Source organism: Ammoniphilus soli, from assembly GCF_040813775.1.
The window spans coordinates 50111-67007 of record NZ_JBEGDL010000017.1 but is presented as its reverse complement, the minus strand read 5'-3'; the positions used below and the strand labels follow the sequence as shown (position 1 = coordinate 67007).

Here is a 16897-nt window from a genome sequence, read left to right as displayed (position 1 = left end):
AAGTATTTCCTAGCTTGTACTAAAACACAAAGGGTATTGGGAGAGCCAGATCTAAAACTGGCCCGAGGAAATGGTCGATTCAAGAAGAGTAGTTATTTAATTTTTAAAAAAACAAAAATGTAAGAAATACTAGACAGATCTCCTACAAATACCAATTATGAACTGGATTTATTCATTGTAAATTATTTCAAATCATTATTGTTTTGTGCAATAAACACAAAATTTATCTGTTGATATTTGTCGGAAACCAACATGGTATAGTATCCACTGTTTGTTATAATTGTAAGAAGATTAGAAACATATTAATTGATTGGAAATTTCAAAGCATGAATTTTTAATCCAACAGCTTGAGGTTGTATCAGTAATGTATTCATGGAAGGAGAGACGGGAAAGGAGGATGTTCCTTAAAGTATAACTCTATCGAGGTGTCAAGGGTTATTGAAAAATCTGGTTTTGTTTGATGAACAAGAGTCTCGTAATAATTAAGGAGGAGAAATATGCGTTCAATTAATGTAAATCGTGAAATTGATGAATCAAAATTTAATCGCTTTCATGGACTTGTTCTATTCTGGTGTTCTGTCGTTATTATTTTTGATGGTTTTGATTTAGTATTATATGGTACTGTTATGCCGGTCCTTATGGAGGAATGGTCACTTAACCCGGTTCAGGCAGGAACTATCGGCAGTTACGCTTTGTTAGGTATGATGTTTGGAGCACTCATTTTTGGTACCTTAGCGGATAGGTTTGGAAGAAAAAATGTGATATTATTTTGTGTTACTCTTTTCAGTTTATTCACAGGACTATGCGGATTGGCTACGGGGCCCTCTGAATTTGGAATCTACCGTTTTATTGCAGGTTTAGGAATAGGCGGAGTTATGCCTAACGTGGTTGCATTAATGACAGAGTATTCCCCAAAATCAATGAAGAGTACATTGGTTTGTATAATGTTTAGCGGCTATTCTATAGGTGGAGTACTTTCAGCTGGACTAGGAATTGTATTGATACCAAAATTTGGATGGCAATCTATCTTCTTTATTGGCGCCTTACCTATAATTATCCTGCCGTTGATGTACAAATATCTGTCTGATTCTATCGGGTTTCTTTTGTATAAAAATCGCAACGAACAGGTTGGTCAGTTATTGTCTAAAATAAATCCTTCATATATACCTCAGAAAAATGATCAGTATGAAATGATACTTCCTAAAAAGAACGGTATTACTGTTATGCAACTATTTAAAAGTGGGCGTGCCGTAGGTACTATAATATTTTGGATCTGTTTTTTCATGTGTCTTCTAATGGTATATGGGTTAAATACTTGGTTACCCAAGTTAATGGCAAAAGCAGGATATGAATTAGGGTCAAGCTTAATGTTCCTCGTAGTGTTGAATCTAGGTGCCATTTTCGGTGCTGTTTTTGGCGGATGGGCGGCAGATCGTTGGCACGCAAAAAAAATCTTGTTTCTATTCTATATTTTAGCTGGGGTATCTATAACCTTACTAGGAATAAAAGCTAGTACATTTGTTTTGTATGCAGTTGTTGCACTAGCTGGAGCTACAACTATAGGTACACAAATTATTGCCTATGCTTATGTTTCCCAGTATTATCCTATTGAAATGCGTTCGACAGGGATAGGTTGGTCGTCGGGAGTTGGACGGTTGGGTGGAATCATAGGTCCTACGATAGGAGGGATTCTCCTGTCCATGAATATGACATTACAATTGAATTTCCTTGTGTTTGCCATTCCAGGAATTATTTCAGCAATTGCCATTTTGTTCGTGAAGGAAAGGAACGATTCTAAACAGGTTATCGAAAATAATTTAGAACGTATTGATTCGGGCCTGGATGTCATAGCAAAATAATCTCACCATGAATAAAAAAGAAATAAGAAAGAGGCATTTCTTCATTGGGTGATCACATGGTATAATAGAATTCCAAAAACGATGGTTTATGGATCGAAAAACAACACAATGACATTGTGTTGTTTTAGATGAGGGATGTAAGTAGATCTTTTATATGCAGGGTACGCAGTTATGCAATAAATATACAGTTTTAGAGGAAACGCTTGAAAACCGTTAATTGAAGTAACGGAATTCGAGAGTTAAATAACAAGAAGCCGGTTCTTCCTCCTTAGAGTTGGGAAAACCGGATTTTTGTTTCCAAAATATTCCCTACCACATACAAATCTAGACTACTGAACCCGAAACCTTAACAGACATGGAATTGTACGTTGTGTATATGACCACAAAGTGAGCCCCGGTCAGACATCTTTACCGATGGCTAAAGTTATAAATCCCGATTCCATGCGGTTGTTGTGGTAGAGGTCTACAATGTGGTCATAATGGAATAAGTCTAGTTATTCTGTCCACAACGTGCAGTTTTCAGCTAAAAACCATTCTTTGTGCACATTAAAGACGATGGTTTAAGGTAGTCTAGTTTTGTATGTTTTCCGAGCTACCTCTTATAGTCGTAAAACATAAGGTGCCTAAACAAGTAAAATATTTGTGATTTACCATTTGCGTTGATGTTCCAGCAACCTTACCTTAAATGAAGATTTTGATGAAATTACATAATATACCGTAACAAAACCTCTCTTTTGTAACTCTACTATCTTATCGTTTTCTCAATAGACATATTTGATGTGTTTTAACTTCTTTGTAGATTTCTTCTGATCGTACCCCCTCACCGTCAATTGAAGACATTGGAAATCCTCTAAGAGAAAGAGCACTCGTTTGAGATGTTGTTATGGAATACTCCTTTTTTCACCTTTCGTGAAGTAATTTTGATTAGATAATAGCAGATTTTGAACCTGACTTGGAGACATAATCTACTAAAACCCTTCACAGAAGGGACGTTCTGTGAAGTAAATTCGAATCTAGATGCTAGATTCGAATTCAAATGGCGTAGTGCTATATTCGAAGAAGGTATACAATTTATCATTCAAAACCAGTATCATTTATTTATGCAAGATGATCGCAAATAAAATTGCACCTAACATTTTCGGGGTGTTTTTAGCCTCTTAAACTCAGCATATAAGTGAAGAGGTGTACTTCATGATCTTGATCGATTATTTAACCTATTTAAACAAAAAAGGGATTCCCGCCATACGGTTGTTTCCTATCTGAATGACCTTCACCAATTTTTGGATGCCACCGACATTCAGGGAGAGGATTACGTGACGGAAACGGATATCCGGAAATGGGTGGCTCAAATGATGCGCCCATCGGAAGGGCAGCCGCTTGCTGTTTCTACGATTAACCGTCGGTTAAATGCTTTGCGCAGTTTTTACTCCTGGGCCCGAAAGAATAAGAAATTTCAACATAACCCGATGGAGGGGATCGAGGATCTGAAAACGGCGGATGAAGATCATGAAAAGATCATGTGGCTAACCGAAGAGGAATTTGAGGATCTGCTGATTCGAATGCGAAAAACACCGGTAAATAGCCGAGGGGTGGATCCAGAGGAGAAATATCGCCGCGATCGGGCCGTGGTGTATGTATTGACTTATGCCGGGCTTCGGGTGGAGGAGTTGTCTAACCTGAAATTGAAAGACCTTGATCTCGAGATGAAACGCATTCGTGTACACGATTGATTAAAGTTCCGCTCGGAAGTGGCCAATAAAAAAGAACATGTCGCAGATTCCTCTCTATGTTTTCTATAGCCAGCGTTCTCCTCAGTTTTCGATCCGGGGGATTCAAACGATGATCGAATCCTACAGTACCCCCAAGCGGAAACTCACCCCTCATCAATTTCGGCATACCTTCTTCAAGTGGATGCTGAAAGCGACGGGGAATAATATCGAGAAGGTTAGAAGACTAGGTGGACACAGTAATATTGCCACCACTTCCCGGTATTTAAAGGATAGTTATCAGGACTTGGCTGATGCAGTGGAATCGTTGCCTAAGTTTTGAATATACGTGCAATTATTTAATTAAAATGGAACGGAAAATTAAACTCGGCGAGGCATGCGATGTGGAGAAACCAGACCGATTTACAAAAGGATAGAAATCACAAAAACGGGTTGAGTTCCACTCAACCCGTTTTATCTATGACCAAGCTTGCTTTCGAACAATGATGTCTTGTCCATCCAGGCAATTTTCCTCTGGAGATACCAGCATGTGTATGACATTTGCCACTTCTTCAGGTTGCATGATCGTAGACGCATCCTCATCAGGAACAAGACCTTTTCGCATCGATGTGGCACAACGACCCGGAAGCACGGAGTACACCCGAATTTTATAAGGCTTAAGCTCATCGCTTAAGGATCTAGAAAAGCCGACGACTGCCGATTTGGACGAGGCATAAGCCAACCAACCAGGCCTGGATGTAATCCCCGATGTGGAAGCTACGTTAAGAATGATCCCGCCTTTATCCTTCATGAAGTTCACAGATAATTTGGTAAGCCAAAACATGGCCGTTACATTGACATCAAAGGTTTTTTTCCAGGTTTCAAGATCACACTCCAAAATGTTGGCAGCTTTAGCATAGCCCGCAATATTAAGCACAATATCAATGCTATGGAATGTTTGATAGATTTCATTAATGACCTGTTGGACATCCTCATGACGGGTAATATCCAGATCGAATAACATGATGTTTTTATCTTGGTTCATTAGGCTTTTTGTATCCAATAAATCTTGCTCTCCCAACGATAGGAGAGCAAAGTTGTCAATATCATCTCGTTGACTCAGGCGAATGGCCGTCTCCCGACCGATCCCTGTACCGGCTCCCGTGATTATACAAGTGCGCATAGAAATCCACCTTTACGAAATAGTCTTAGGCAACACAGTGAAAAATAAGAAAGATAAATAAGGTTTTTGTAGGGGGTGAAAGGGATTTCAGACAGAAGAATAACAGATGAGCAGGTATGGATATATTATCTAACTATTGGATATTTTACATGAACTCGGAACTTTGTCAATAGGTATATGAATGCTAAAAATAACTTCATATAATGCAGTAATATAAATTAGAATGCAAAACTAAAAGAAATACAATCCAATAAAAAATATTTAAAAAAGTGTAGACAATTAAACAGGACAGTTATATAATTGCATCGTAGGGATTGAGCATATGATCACAAAAATGAACAAATTCTCATCAGTGGATAGACGGGGTGAACAAAATTGCAGGATAGGGATGGTCTTCTAACGAAAGTTGCTTATATGTACTATATCGACAATCTATCTCAGCAGGAAATAGCAACACAATTAGATTTATCTAGGGCGAAGGTTTCCCGAATGATTCAGGAAGCAAAAGACCGGGGGATTGTAGAAATTAAAATTCATCCGGCACATTCGCGCTGCTATGAACTCGAAAGAATCTTGAAGGGAAAGTACGGGATTAGCGAAGCTCTTGTCGCTCCGGTATATTCCACAAAAGAGGAGAGTATTCTCAAGTCTCTTGGGAAATTGGGGGCTGAGTATATATATCAGAATGTAAAAGAAGGTATGACCATAGGGTGTTCAATGGGAAGGACACTTAGTCAATTAGCAAATGCTTTCCAGTCAAAAGTAAAAGTCGCCTGCAATGTGGTACCGATATCCGGAGGCCTGGGCAATATTAACCCGGAGATTCATGCTAATGAAATCTGCAGAAGATTAGCTGAAAGTTTGGGAGGTACCGTTTTTCCGTTATATGCGCCAGCGATTGTTTCAAGTGAGGAGATAAAAGACGCCATTATGCAAGACTCAATGATTGAGCAAGTATTAGAGAAGGCAACTAACGCTGATATTACCATAGTGAGCGTGGGGGTAGTCTCCTCTTCCACTTTCTTGGATATTGGAAGTATTACGGAACAAGAAGCCATGCAGTTGGAAAGAGAAGGTGTGGTTGGTGATATTGCATCATGGTTTTTCGGCGCCACGGGAGAGATTCTTGATTTAGATTTTCACAAACGAGTGGTCGGACCTAATTTTTATGAAATCCGGAATGGATCCAAGGTAATATTGGTGGCAGGAACTCAATCTAAACGAGATGTTATTGCAGCGGCACTTAGAGGAAAATTGGTTGATACCCTCATTACAGATGAGAATGTAGCCAAATATTTAATTGAATTAGCCTAAGTGCAAATAAAGAGAGGGGGAAGGATCTCGTGAAAAAAGAGTTGGTCATGGGAATTGATGCAGGTACGGAGAGTGTACGTGTGGGTCTCTATGATCTTCAGGGGAATGAAGTGGCTTTCGGCAGTACCAGTTATAAAACATACCATCCGAAGCCAGGCTGGGCAGAACAAGACCCTCGTGAGTGGTGGGATTGCCTTGTAGCAAGTACCAGGAAGGCCATGAGTGAGGTACAAGCGACTAAGGAACAGATCATCGGAATTGGTATGGATGCAACCGCTTGTAGTCTGGTTCTATGCATGAACGATGGATTTCCTTTACGGAGATCTTTAATCTGGATGGATGTACGAGCTAGTGAAGAAGCGTCGTTCATTGCGGCTACCGGTGATAACGCTCTCAAGTTTAACGGGTTTGGCAACGTCTCTGCCGAATGGGCGCCATGTAAGGCGCTTTGGCTTAAAAGAAACGAGCCGGAGAATTACCACAAAGCGGAGAAAGTGGTTGATTTCGCTGATTGGTATATGTATAAGCTCACCGGCAAATGGTCTGCGAGCATTTGTACGGCGACGACGAGATGGTACTATAACCGGGAAGAGGGCGGCTGGCTTCATCGTTTTTATGAGAGGGCAGGATTAGAAGATCTGATTGTAAAGTTCCCAAAGCATGTCTACGATCTGGGTGAACATGTCGGGGGACTATCCAAGGAGGCAGCAGATGAACTTGGTTTGCTCGAGGATACTCCTGTAGCCCAAGGAGGGGCAGATGCTTTTGTCGGAATGATCGGATTGGGAGTGGTCAAGCCCGGACGGCTGGCCTTGATTACCGGATCTTCTCATCTTGTGCTCGGTTTAACGGAGCAAAGTATACACGCCAAAGGTGTTTTTGGTTCTTTCCCCGATGCGATCGTACCGGGATTGAGAATGGTAGAGGGAGGTCAGATTTCAACAGGATCCATTATCAATTGGTTCCGTACTAATTTTTGTAAGGACTTAGAAGAGACAGCTAAAACGATGGGGGTAAGCGTTTACGATTTATTAACCTTGAAAGCTTCGGAAATTGAGCCGGGTTCCGATGGACTACTAGTCCTTGACTACTGGCAGGGAAATCGAACGCCTTTTGTTGAGCCTTCCGTTCGTGGAATGATTTATGGACTATCCTTGAAGCACACCCGTGAACACATATTCCGCGCCATAATGGAAGGGGTAGCTTATGGTACGGATCATATCATCCAGACCTTTAAGGATAACGGATTCCAGGCAAACGAAGTCTATCTGGCAGGCGGTGCTGCCAACAATAGATTGTACATGCAGATTCATGCCGATGTGAGCAATATCGGGATTAACATACCAAACGTTACACAGGCGCCTAGTTTAGGTTCAGCCATTCTGGCCAGTGTGGCTGCCGGGGCTCATAAAGACATCCAAGAGGCCGTCAGTCAAATGGTACATTTCAAGGATAGAATTGAACCCAACTCGAGAAATCATGAAGTTTATAAGCGTCTAGCCGAACAGTACCGAAAAGCGTATCCCCAATTCGGCGATTGGATGAGAGAAACAACAGGCATTTCATAACATGGCGAAAGTCATTTTATGTATATAAAAACTGTAAAAGTAAGGAAAGGATGTGGTTCAATTGCCGACGATTTCGGCGTCCATACTGGCCGCTAATCATGTGTACTTGGCCAAAGATGTAATGGAGCTTGAAAGAAACAAGGTAGACTGGATTCATGTGGATATTATGGATGGTCATTATGTCAATAACCTGACCTTTGGTCCAAAAACCATCGAAGATCTTCGCAAGGTGACATCACTGCCCATTGATGTTCACCTCGAGATGTACAGGCAAGACCAAGTCATCGACAGTTTCATCAGTGCAGGTGCAGACATGATAACCATCCAATTTGAGAGCTGTCCGCATCCCCTCCGTGCAATAGAACAAGTGAAGAAGAGGGGTTGTCAAGTTTCCATGGCCTTTGCTCCAACAGCAACTTTTGATCAGATACAATCCCTCGTTCGCGATGTGGATCAGGTCAATCTCATGACAGTAGAGCCTGGCTTTGGCGGCCAACCATTGCGCAGGGAAGTTTTGCCCAAGATAAAAAGAGTAAGGGATCTTGTCGAATCCGAAAACTTGCCTGCTATCATTGCCGTTGATGGCGGAGTAAACGAATGGACAATTCCCGACCTGGTCTTACACGGGGCACAAAATCTAGTAATAGGGACCATGCTCTTCTCCAACGAGGATGTCAGCCGAAACGTTGAGAAGGTCAAGTCTTTATTCTTAATAAAAAGCTGAAAAACTTAACTAAAGGGGAGAAATTGAATGCTAAGAAAATGGTTTTACTTGATTCTCAGTGCTTTGGTTGCTTTGTTGGTTGGATGCTCGAACCAGGAAATTCAACAGACTTCCAGTAAGGAAGGCGGATCTACTTCTAATTCTAGCACGAATGCTTCCGATCCACAATCAAACGGAAATGCTCAGCCTGCTTCCGGCGGGAAGAAGCAGTTGAAGATTGCGTGGGTACATATGACCGCAGGTGCTAATTCTGAACAGCGGGCTAAGAAAGGCTTTGAAGACTATATTAAAGCTCAAGGGTATGATTGGGAGCTAAGCGTCTCGGACAGTAAAGGTTCTGGACAAACATGGGCTTCCAATGTAGAAGATGCGGTCCAAAGAAAAGTAGATGCCATTATTGTATCAATGGCTGACTTGCGTGCAGGGAAGGCTGCTCTGGAAAGCGCTCAAAAGGCTGGTATTCCGGTTTATTCCATCGATTCTGGCTGGACTCCAGGCATTGAAGTTGATATAACGAGCAACAACTTCGTAATGTCCTCTAAGGTTTCGAGTTACCTCACTGACCGTTTAGGCGGCCAAGGGAAAATTGTTGCCTTCAAGATGGCCGAACATCACGGTGTTCGCAAAAGAGGCGAAGTATTAGATCTTGTTGCAAAAGAGAATCCAGGTATTGAAATTATTGAATCCCATAATATCGATTATACCAATTTCTACCAAGATACATTACAAACTATGGAAGACTATCTCCAACGTTATGGAAAAGATATTAAAGCTGTATGGGCTGGTTGGGATGAGCCTGCTATGGCTGCTGCTGCAGCGATTCAAGCTGCCGGCTTCAGTAAAGAAGATATCATTGTCGTAGGGATTGATGGCCATGCACCAGCGATTGAAGAAATGAAAAATGGTTCTCCTATGGTAGCAACTGTTGCACAAGGCTTTGAAGTAATGGGTGAAAAAATTGCCAATTATATCTATGAAATCAATGTTAATGGAAAACCAAAGAGTGAAGTCATTACATCTACAACTGTTTATGTAGACACTCCTTTGATTACGGATGCCAACCTACCTGGAGAAGGGGTTCCGGCATATAAAGCACCAGATCTTTATAACGCCAAGTAAGAAAGTTATATGAAAGGGTGTATGGGTCAGCCTGTAACACCCTTTCCTTTCTTACATCTTAAAAAGGAGGTTGCGAGAGTGGTTGCTCTATTAAACGTTCATGATGTTGAAAAAAGTTTTCCGGGAGTAAAAGCGTTACAAAATGTTCAGTTCCAGCTGGAACGAGGCGAAATCCATGCTTTGGTGGGTCATAATGGGGCGGGTAAATCCACGTTCGTAAAGGTAATCACTGGAACGTATATACCTGAAAAGGGGAATATTCTCTTAGAAGGTGAGAAAGTGGTATTTCGAAACACGAGAGATGCCATTGAAAAAGGGATAGGTATTGTTACGCAGGAAGGCAGTCTGATTCCGAATTTCAATTCTATTGAAAATATTTTTTTAGGCAATGAAATTAATCGTAATGGATTTATCCATACGAAAGCATTATTCGAAAAAGCCAAAGAGTTGATGGCATCATTAGGGGTAACAATTGATCTCCATAAGCAAGTGAAAGATTTAAACCCGGCTCAACGAAAATTAATAGAAATCATGAAGATTCTGTATCTTAAACCAAAGGTTTTGATTTTAGATGAGCCAACAGCTGCTCTTTCAGACAAAGAGCGGAAACAGTTATTTGCGGTCATGAACAAGTTAAAAAATGATGGGATAGGAATCATTTTTATTACCCACTACATGGATGAGGTGTTTCTCATGTCTGACCGGATTACGGTCCTACGAAATGGCATGCATGTAGGTACCAGGGTAACGGAAAACACGACGCAAGATGAGATTATCAAATTGATGATTGACAAGGATCACCATGAAGAATATCCAGAAAAACATCATAAAGTTGGTGATGTTTTACTAGATGTGAAAGATTTATCGGATGGTGAACGGGTGTTTTCTGCTAGTTTAACTATCAGGAGGGGAGAAATAGTCGGAATATTCGGTACTGTTGGAGCTGGAAGAACAGAACTTGCTGAAATGATCTTTGGAGCTGTTCCGAGGAAAACGGGCGAAATCCATATTGAGGGGAAAAAGGTAAAAATCCGCAATGTTGCCGATGCCATGAAGAATGGGATCGCTCTTATCCCCGAAGACCGCTTGCGTAAAGGATTAATCCTGAACGATTCAGTTAAATCCAACTTAACAATTTCCTTCTTGAAAGAGATGTCCATCATGGGTTGGCTTCTTCCCAAAAAAGAGGTATCAAAGGTTAAAGATGCGGTGAAGAAGCTTAATATCAAAACGCCGGAAATAACCACGAAAATTAGTACGTTAAGCGGGGGGAACAAACAAAAGGTTTGCTTTGGAAAAAGAACCATGTCAGATGATAACAAGCCGACGGTGTATATATTTGATGAGCCCACAGAGGGTGTAGATATCGGCGCCCGCGCGGAAATGTATAATATCATGGTTTCTTTGCTTGAAGAAGGGGCTGGGATTTTGCTAATTTCCTCTGACATTTCGGAGGTCTTGGGCCTTTCTGACCGAATTTATGTGATGAGAAACGGTCAAATTGTGGATGAGGTGCATAAGCACGACCATTCGCACGAACGCTTGATTGAATCATCATTAGGGGTTTAATAACAAAAGGAGAGGATATCACATGTCTAATATCGCATTAGAATCTAAGTTAGATACTAAACGAACCGATTTCGGCTACTATTTTTCCAATTACGCGACCATCGGTGCGCTTCTGCTTGTGTTCATTGTTTTTTCAGTGATTGCTGATCGTTTTTTGGATGCTTCGAACCTGGTCAACGTTGTTCGTCAAGTTTCTACTCTTGCCATTGTAGCCTATGGTTTGACTATTGCGATGGCTGCAGGAGACTTTGACCTTTCGGTAGGAGCCGTTGCCGGATTGTCCGGGGTTATTGTTACTGGTTTGCTTACTAAGGGAATTTCTTTACCTGTTGCTTTGCTTTGCGCCATTGGTGTGGGTATTGTATTTGGTTTATTAAACGGTGCGGTGACTACTAAAATTGGAATACCATCTATTATTGTTACATTAGGGACTTCGTCTGTCGCAACTGGAATTATCTTTATGTATACAGATGGAAGAGCTATCTATGGGGGATTACCGCAATCCTTTACATTTTTCGGTCGAGGGAATGCTTTTGGCCTACCAACACCGATTATCATTATGCTTATCCTTGGTTTAGCAACTTATATTCTATTGAATAAAACTACAGCTGGGCGTTACATCTATGCAGTAGGTGGGAACGCAGTCGCTGCCAAATTATCTGGGATCAATACATTAAAGTATCGTACGTTGGGATTGATCTTTAGTGGTTCAGGTGCTGCAATTGCTGGAATCGTGCTAGCCTCAAGACTGGGAAGCGGACAGCCTACCGCAGGGGCATCATTCCTTATGGACGCTCTGGCTGCCGTATTTTTAGGGATGACCACCATTAAGGTTGGCCAGCCCAATGTGATGGGGACCATAGTCGGTGTTATGTTAATTGGAGTTATTAATAATGGACTAAACCTGCTGGGACTTCCATTCTATGTCCAAGACATTGCCAAGGGGATCATTATGGTTGGAGCTATCGCATTTGCGGCAAGAAAGAATGATCTGAAGTTTTTCTAAGAGTTTTATCTAAAATAAATTGAAATTAAATCAAATTTTAGGATCTAAACGAAAGAAGGAGGAGTGGAGATGTTAACAGACTTAAAATTACCTTCCCCATTTACAAAGGAAAAATTGACTGATTTGCTTCATCAAATGTGGCTCATCCGTTTCTTCGATGAAAAAGTAGATGAGTTCTTTGCGAAGGGTCTCATTCATGGGACGACCCACTTAGCTGTCGGCCAGGAAGCCACTGCTGCTGGAGCTTGTGCCCTTTTAACGGACGAAGATAAAATCACCAGTACGCACCGCGGACACGGCCACTGTATTGCCAAGGGTGCACAGGTAGACCGCATGATGGCGGAATTGTTCGGTCGTGAAACTGGCTATTGCAAAGGAAAAGGCGGATCCATGCATATCGCTGACTTAGATAAAGGAAACTTGGGAGCCAACGGGATCGTTGGCGGAGGAATCCCCATTGCTGTTGGATCTGCCTTGACTTCCAAAATGAAAAACCTTGGTTATGTGACGGTATCCTTCTTTGGCGATGGGGCAACCAATGAGGGGAGCTTCCATGAAGCATTGAATATGGCTTCCATTTGGAAACTTCCGGTGATCTTCTTCTGTGAAAATAACCAATACGGCATGTCCGGACCTGTCAAAGAAATGGTCAATATTGAAAACATCGCCGATCGTGCAGGTTCTTACGGCATTCCTGGAGTCGTCGTCGATGGAAACGACTTGTTTGCCGTGATCGAAGTCATGGCTCAAGCCATTGAGCGTGCGAAAAAGGGCGAAGGCCCTACGTTAATTGAAGCAAAGACTTACCGCTTCAAAGGTCACTCCAAAAGTGACGCGAAAAAATACCGGACGCGTGAAGAGGAAATGGATTGGAGAAATAACCGTGATCCCATCGCTCTTTACAAAAATCGCCTCATTGATGAAGGCATCTTGACTGAAGAGCAAGCCCAAGCGATTGAACAACAAGCGAAAAAAGAAATCGAAGACGCGGTCGTCTTTGCCGAGAAGAGCCCAATGCCTGGCCTCGAAACATTGGAAGAAGACGTATTCTCGTAAAAATAGATCGAAGTATTCCTATATAAACCTTGGAAATGAGAAGGAGCAACTAAAGGATGAGAGAGATTACGTATTTAGAAGCGGTTCGCGAAGCGATGCAAGAAGAAATGAGAGCCAATCCGGATGTATTTATTATGGGGGAAGACATCGGGGTGTACGGCGGAGCGTTCGGTGTGACCCGCGGAATGATCGAAGAATTCGGACCTGAACGTGTCAGAAATACCCCGATTTCCGAAGCCGCCATTGCGGGTGCTGCGGTTGGAGCGGCCATGACTGGCATGCGCCCGATCATGGAACTTCAGTTCTCTGATTTTATCACGATTGCCATGGATCAATTGGTCAACCAAGCAGCAAAGAATCGTTATATGTTCGGAGGGAAAGGAAAAACTCCGATGGTCGTTCGTACCCCATCTGGCTCAGGAACGGGGGCTGCTGCCCAGCATACCCAGAGTTTGGAAGCTTGGATGGCCCATATCCCAGGACTGAAAGTCATTCAGCCTTCTACCGCCTATGATGCCAAAGGTCTTTTAAAGGCCGCCATCGACGACGATAACCCGGTCATTTTCTATGAACATAAATTATTGTATCGTACCAAAGGGCATGTTCCGGAAGGTTCCTATTCAATCCCGATCGGTAAAGCCGATATTAAACGCGAAGGAACCGATGTTACCATTGTGGCAACTGCCATCATGGTTCACAAGGCGCTTCAAGCAGCCGTTGAATTAGAAAAAGAAGGCATCAGCGTAGAAATTGTCGATCCCCGCACGATCGTTCCTTTAGATGAAGAAACCATTATCGAATCCGTGAAGAAGACCGGTCGTTTGGTGGTCGTCCATGAAGCGGTGAAGCGCTGCGGAATCGGCGGAGAAATCGCCAGTATGATCGCTGAAAGCGAAGCTTTCGATTATTTGGATGCTCCCATCAAGCGCTTAGGCGGATTGGCGATTCCGATGCCCTATAACCCGATCCTCGAAAAAGCCGCGATTCCTCAAGAACAAGATATTATTGCCGCTGTCAAAGAGACATTAAACCGAGTCTAGGAGGGAAAGCGACGATGGCAACAGGCGTATTCATGCCCAAACTGAGTATGACGATGGAAACAGGTACCATCCTGCAGTGGTACAAACAAGTCGGGGACGATGTGAAAGAAGGAGACCTCCTTTTGGAGGTCTTGACCGACAAAATCAATATTGAAGTGGAATCGTATGCTACGGGGAAACTACTTAAGGTTTATTTTGGTGCCGATGAAGTGGTTCCTGTGAACCAAATCATCGGGTACATTGGCGAAGAGAATGAGATCGTTCCTGACGTCCCTCCTGCTGTCGATGGAGGCAATGCTCAGGAAGAGGTGGCTGCCACTGCCAGTGTGGAAGCACCCGTTCAAGAAGCAACAGAAAATCAATCTGACTCAGAAAAAGTGCGTGCAACTCCTGCAGCACGGAAAGCAGCGAAAGACAAAGGCATCTCCCTTCACCAAGTGAATGGATCCGGTCCCAATGGTCGTGTCCATAAAACGGATGTCGAAATCTATACACCTGCAAATGCCGTCAAGGCTACTCCTTTGGCCAAGAAGATTGCCGATGCTGAGGGCATTGCGCTTGACACCATCCAAGGTACTGGTGTACAGGGCAAAGTGCGCAAGGATGATGTATTGAACAGCATCAAATCCGCATCCAATGAGGCTCCAGCCGAAGCGGAAAAAGTGAAATTGGAAGGCATGCGCAAGGTTATCGCTCAAAGGATGGTACAAAGCGTGACTACGGCACCGCACGTCACTCTTTCAACTGAAGTGGATATGACCGGATCGATGGAAATGAGGAAAGCCCTTCTCCCTCTCATTGAAAAGAAAACAGGCCTGCGTGTCTCTTATACGGAAATTATCATGAAAGCTGTTTCTCATGCCCTGGTCCTGCATCCAAAGGTCAATGCTTCTCTGCAAGGAGACTATATTATCTCCAATCCGCACGTCAATATCGGTTTAGCCGTTGCCGTTCCGAACGGATTAGTCGTTCCCGTCGTGAAGCAAACCGAGCAAAAAGGCTTGGCTGATCTGACCGCTGACTGCAAACAATTTGCCAAATTAGCGAGAGAAGGTAAATTATTGCCTGCCCATATGTCAGGTGGAACCTTCACCATCAGTAATCTGGGCATGTACCCGATCGATGTGTTCACCCCGATCATTAACCAACCGGAAACCGCGATTTTGGGTGTCGGCCGCATTAATGAGAAACCGGTTGGCGTAAGCGGACAAATTGTCCTTCGTCCGATGATGACCCTCAGCCTTTCTTTCGACCATCGTGTGATCGATGGGGCACCAGCTGCTGAGTTCCTACAAACCGTGAAAGAAGCACTTGAAAATCCATATCAATTGATGGTGTAGAGAGGAAAAATAGCGATGAAAACCTACAATATTGCAGTCGTCGGCGGCGGTCCTGGCGGTTACGTAGCCGCCATTCGTGCGGCGAAAGAAGGAAAAAGCGTGGCCTTAATTGAAGCGGATCATTTAGGCGGCACTTGCCTGAATCGGGGGTGTATTCCCTCCAAAACGCTTCTTCGCCATGCCGAAGTCATTGAAGATATTAAAGCAGCGAAAAGCTGGGGAATCGAGACGGGTCCACTCACCCTTTCCCTGGATAAGATGATGGCTCGCAAAGACCAAGTGATCAAGCGGTTGAGAGGAGGCATTGGCGCTCTTTTGAAGGCAGGAAAAGTCGATGTTTACCAAGGGATAGGCACTGTTCAAGCGGATAAGAGTATTATTATTTCCGGTACCGAAGATCAGACCATCAAGGCTGAGTCTATCATCCTCGCCACCGGTTCGGCACCCTTTGTTCCCCCTATTCCTGGAACGGATCAAGTCTCTTACCATACCAGTGATACGATTTTTGGGATTACTCAAATTCCGGATTCGATCGTCATCATTGGGGGCGGAGTGATTGGAGTCGAATTTGCTTGCATTTTCGAAAGCTTAGGTACCCAAGTAACGGTGGTGGAAATGGCCGATCGACTTGTACCAATGGAAGATCCGGATGCCTCTGCCGCTCTTCGAAAAGCGTTGCAGAGAAAGAACATATCCATCCTAACTGAAACCAAAGTGGAATCCTTAGCTACCGGTCAAAACGGAAATGTGGTGAAAATTACTGATCCTTCTGGCAATCCTGCGGAACTTCATTGCTCCGAAATCCTCATTGCTGTCGGTCGCAGGCCGAACGTATCTGGCATTGCCGATTTAGGATTAAAGATGAATGGTCCATTCGTTGAAGTGAACGATTATATGGAAACCAGCATCCCTGGCATCTATGCGGTCGGTGACCTAATTGGCGGATGGCAGTTGGCCCATGTGGCCAGTGCGGAAGGAACGGTTGCGGCCCTCAATGCAGCAGGACAGCGGACCCCGATCAATTATCGCGTCGTTCCTCGTTGTGTGTATACCCAACCAGAGATTGCCAGCGTTGGCCTGACCGAAGAAGAAGCCCGGAAAAAGGGATACTCGGTGAAGGTGGAAGTCTATAAGCATGCGGCAAACGGAAAAGCGATGGCCATTGATCACACGGATGGATTTATAAAGATCATTGCCGATCAAAAATATGGAGAGATTCTCGGTGTGCTTCTCGTCGGAGCCCATGTTACAGAAATGATCGCTGCCCCATCCGCCTTTATGCATTTGGAAGGAACCGTAGAGGAAATGGCTAATATGATCTATCCTCACCCTGCTGTTTCCGAAACCATGATGGAAGTAGCGGCGAGCTGGCTTGGAAAAGGTGTTCATTCCTAAGATAAACCATTAAAAATG

12 protein-coding genes and 1 pseudogene are annotated in these 16897 nt (G+C 43.3%); 12 read left to right on the top strand and 1 reads right to left on the bottom strand.

What is annotated here, in order from left to right; all coding sequences use genetic code 11:
• Window positions 1-497 precede the first annotated feature (497 nt).
• The gene (locus tag ABLT31_RS25410; protein ID WP_367757064.1) at window positions 498-1859 is read left to right on the top strand and encodes an MFS transporter; all 1362 of its coding nucleotides are present in this window, start codon (window positions 498-500) and stop codon (window positions 1857-1859) included.
• Between the two features lie 1194 nt (window positions 1860-3053).
• A pseudogene (locus tag ABLT31_RS25405) lies at window positions 3054-3908 on the top strand (tyrosine-type recombinase/integrase).
• Window positions 3909-4043: 135 nt separating this feature from the next.
• On the opposite strand, the gene ABLT31_RS25400 reads toward ABLT31_RS25405, so the two are convergent.
• Window positions 4044-4748, bottom strand: coding sequence for an SDR family oxidoreductase (locus ABLT31_RS25400; protein WP_367757062.1), 705 nt, complete (start codon window positions 4746-4748; stop codon window positions 4044-4046).
• 375 nt (window positions 4749-5123) lie between these two features.
• Between ABLT31_RS25400 and ABLT31_RS25395 the strand changes: the two genes are divergently transcribed.
• From ABLT31_RS25395 to lpdA, 10 genes are all read left to right on the top strand, one after another.
• Window positions 5124-6062, top strand: coding sequence for a sugar-binding transcriptional regulator (locus tag ABLT31_RS25395; RefSeq protein ID WP_367757060.1), 939 nt, complete (start codon window positions 5124-5126; stop codon window positions 6060-6062).
• 29 nt (window positions 6063-6091) lie between these two features.
• On the top strand, window positions 6092-7630 hold the full coding sequence (locus tag ABLT31_RS25390) for an FGGY-family carbohydrate kinase (RefSeq protein WP_367757058.1): 1539 nt from the start codon (window positions 6092-6094) through the stop codon (window positions 7628-7630).
• A gap of 61 nt (window positions 7631-7691) precedes the next feature.
• On the top strand, window positions 7692-8354 hold the full coding sequence (gene rpe, locus ABLT31_RS25385; RefSeq protein ID WP_367757056.1) for a ribulose-phosphate 3-epimerase: 663 nt from the start codon (window positions 7692-7694) through the stop codon (window positions 8352-8354).
• 27 nt (window positions 8355-8381) lie between these two features.
• Window positions 8382-9473 carry a sugar ABC transporter substrate-binding protein gene (locus ABLT31_RS25380; RefSeq protein ID WP_367757054.1) on the top strand — a complete coding sequence of 364 codons (1092 nt, stop codon included), beginning with the start codon at window positions 8382-8384 and terminating at the stop codon, window positions 9471-9473.
• 78 nt (window positions 9474-9551) lie between these two features.
• On the top strand, window positions 9552-11042 hold the full coding sequence (locus ABLT31_RS25375; RefSeq protein ID WP_367757052.1) for a sugar ABC transporter ATP-binding protein: 1491 nt from the start codon (window positions 9552-9554) through the stop codon (window positions 11040-11042).
• Between the two features lie 22 nt (window positions 11043-11064).
• The gene (locus ABLT31_RS25370; RefSeq protein WP_367757050.1) at window positions 11065-12048 is read left to right on the top strand and encodes an ABC transporter permease; all 984 of its coding nucleotides are present in this window, start codon (window positions 11065-11067) and stop codon (window positions 12046-12048) included.
• Between the two features lie 69 nt (window positions 12049-12117).
• Window positions 12118-13104 carry a thiamine pyrophosphate-dependent dehydrogenase E1 component subunit alpha gene (locus ABLT31_RS25365; RefSeq protein WP_367757048.1) on the top strand — a complete coding sequence of 329 codons (987 nt, stop codon included), beginning with the start codon at window positions 12118-12120 and terminating at the stop codon, window positions 13102-13104.
• A 56-nt stretch (window positions 13105-13160) separates the two neighbouring features.
• Window positions 13161-14144, top strand: a complete 984-nt coding sequence (locus ABLT31_RS25360) for an alpha-ketoacid dehydrogenase subunit beta (RefSeq protein WP_367757046.1) — start codon at window positions 13161-13163, stop codon at window positions 14142-14144.
• Between the two features lie 14 nt (window positions 14145-14158).
• On the top strand, window positions 14159-15484 hold the full coding sequence (locus tag ABLT31_RS25355) for a dihydrolipoamide acetyltransferase family protein (protein WP_367757044.1): 1326 nt from the start codon (window positions 14159-14161) through the stop codon (window positions 15482-15484).
• Between the two features lie 15 nt (window positions 15485-15499).
• Window positions 15500-16879, top strand: a complete 1380-nt coding sequence (lpdA, locus tag ABLT31_RS25350; RefSeq protein WP_367757042.1) for a dihydrolipoyl dehydrogenase — start codon at window positions 15500-15502, stop codon at window positions 16877-16879.
• Window positions 16880-16897: the final 18 nt, after the last annotated feature.

What these genes read in the sequence shown, in the direction of transcription:
- ABLT31_RS25410 (WP_367757064.1), top strand. Translation starts at nt 498, where the DNA reads ATGCGTTCAATTAATGTAAATCGTGAAATTGATGAATCAAAATTTAAT.
- ABLT31_RS25400 (WP_367757062.1), bottom strand. Translation starts at nt 4,748, where the DNA reads ATGCGCACTTGTATAATCACGGGAGCCGGTACAGGGATCGGTCGGGAG.
- ABLT31_RS25380 (WP_367757054.1), top strand. Translation starts at nt 8,382, where the DNA reads ATGCTAAGAAAATGGTTTTACTTGATTCTCAGTGCTTTGGTTGCTTTG.
- ABLT31_RS25370 (WP_367757050.1), top strand. Translation starts at nt 11,065, where the DNA reads ATGTCTAATATCGCATTAGAATCTAAGTTAGATACTAAACGAACCGAT.
- ABLT31_RS25365 (WP_367757048.1), top strand. Translation starts at nt 12,118, where the DNA reads ATGTTAACAGACTTAAAATTACCTTCCCCATTTACAAAGGAAAAATTG.
- ABLT31_RS25360 (WP_367757046.1), top strand. Translation starts at nt 13,161, where the DNA reads ATGAGAGAGATTACGTATTTAGAAGCGGTTCGCGAAGCGATGCAAGAA.
- ABLT31_RS25355 (WP_367757044.1), top strand. Translation starts at nt 14,159, where the DNA reads ATGGCAACAGGCGTATTCATGCCCAAACTGAGTATGACGATGGAAACA.
- lpdA (WP_367757042.1), top strand. Translation starts at nt 15,500, where the DNA reads ATGAAAACCTACAATATTGCAGTCGTCGGCGGCGGTCCTGGCGGTTAC.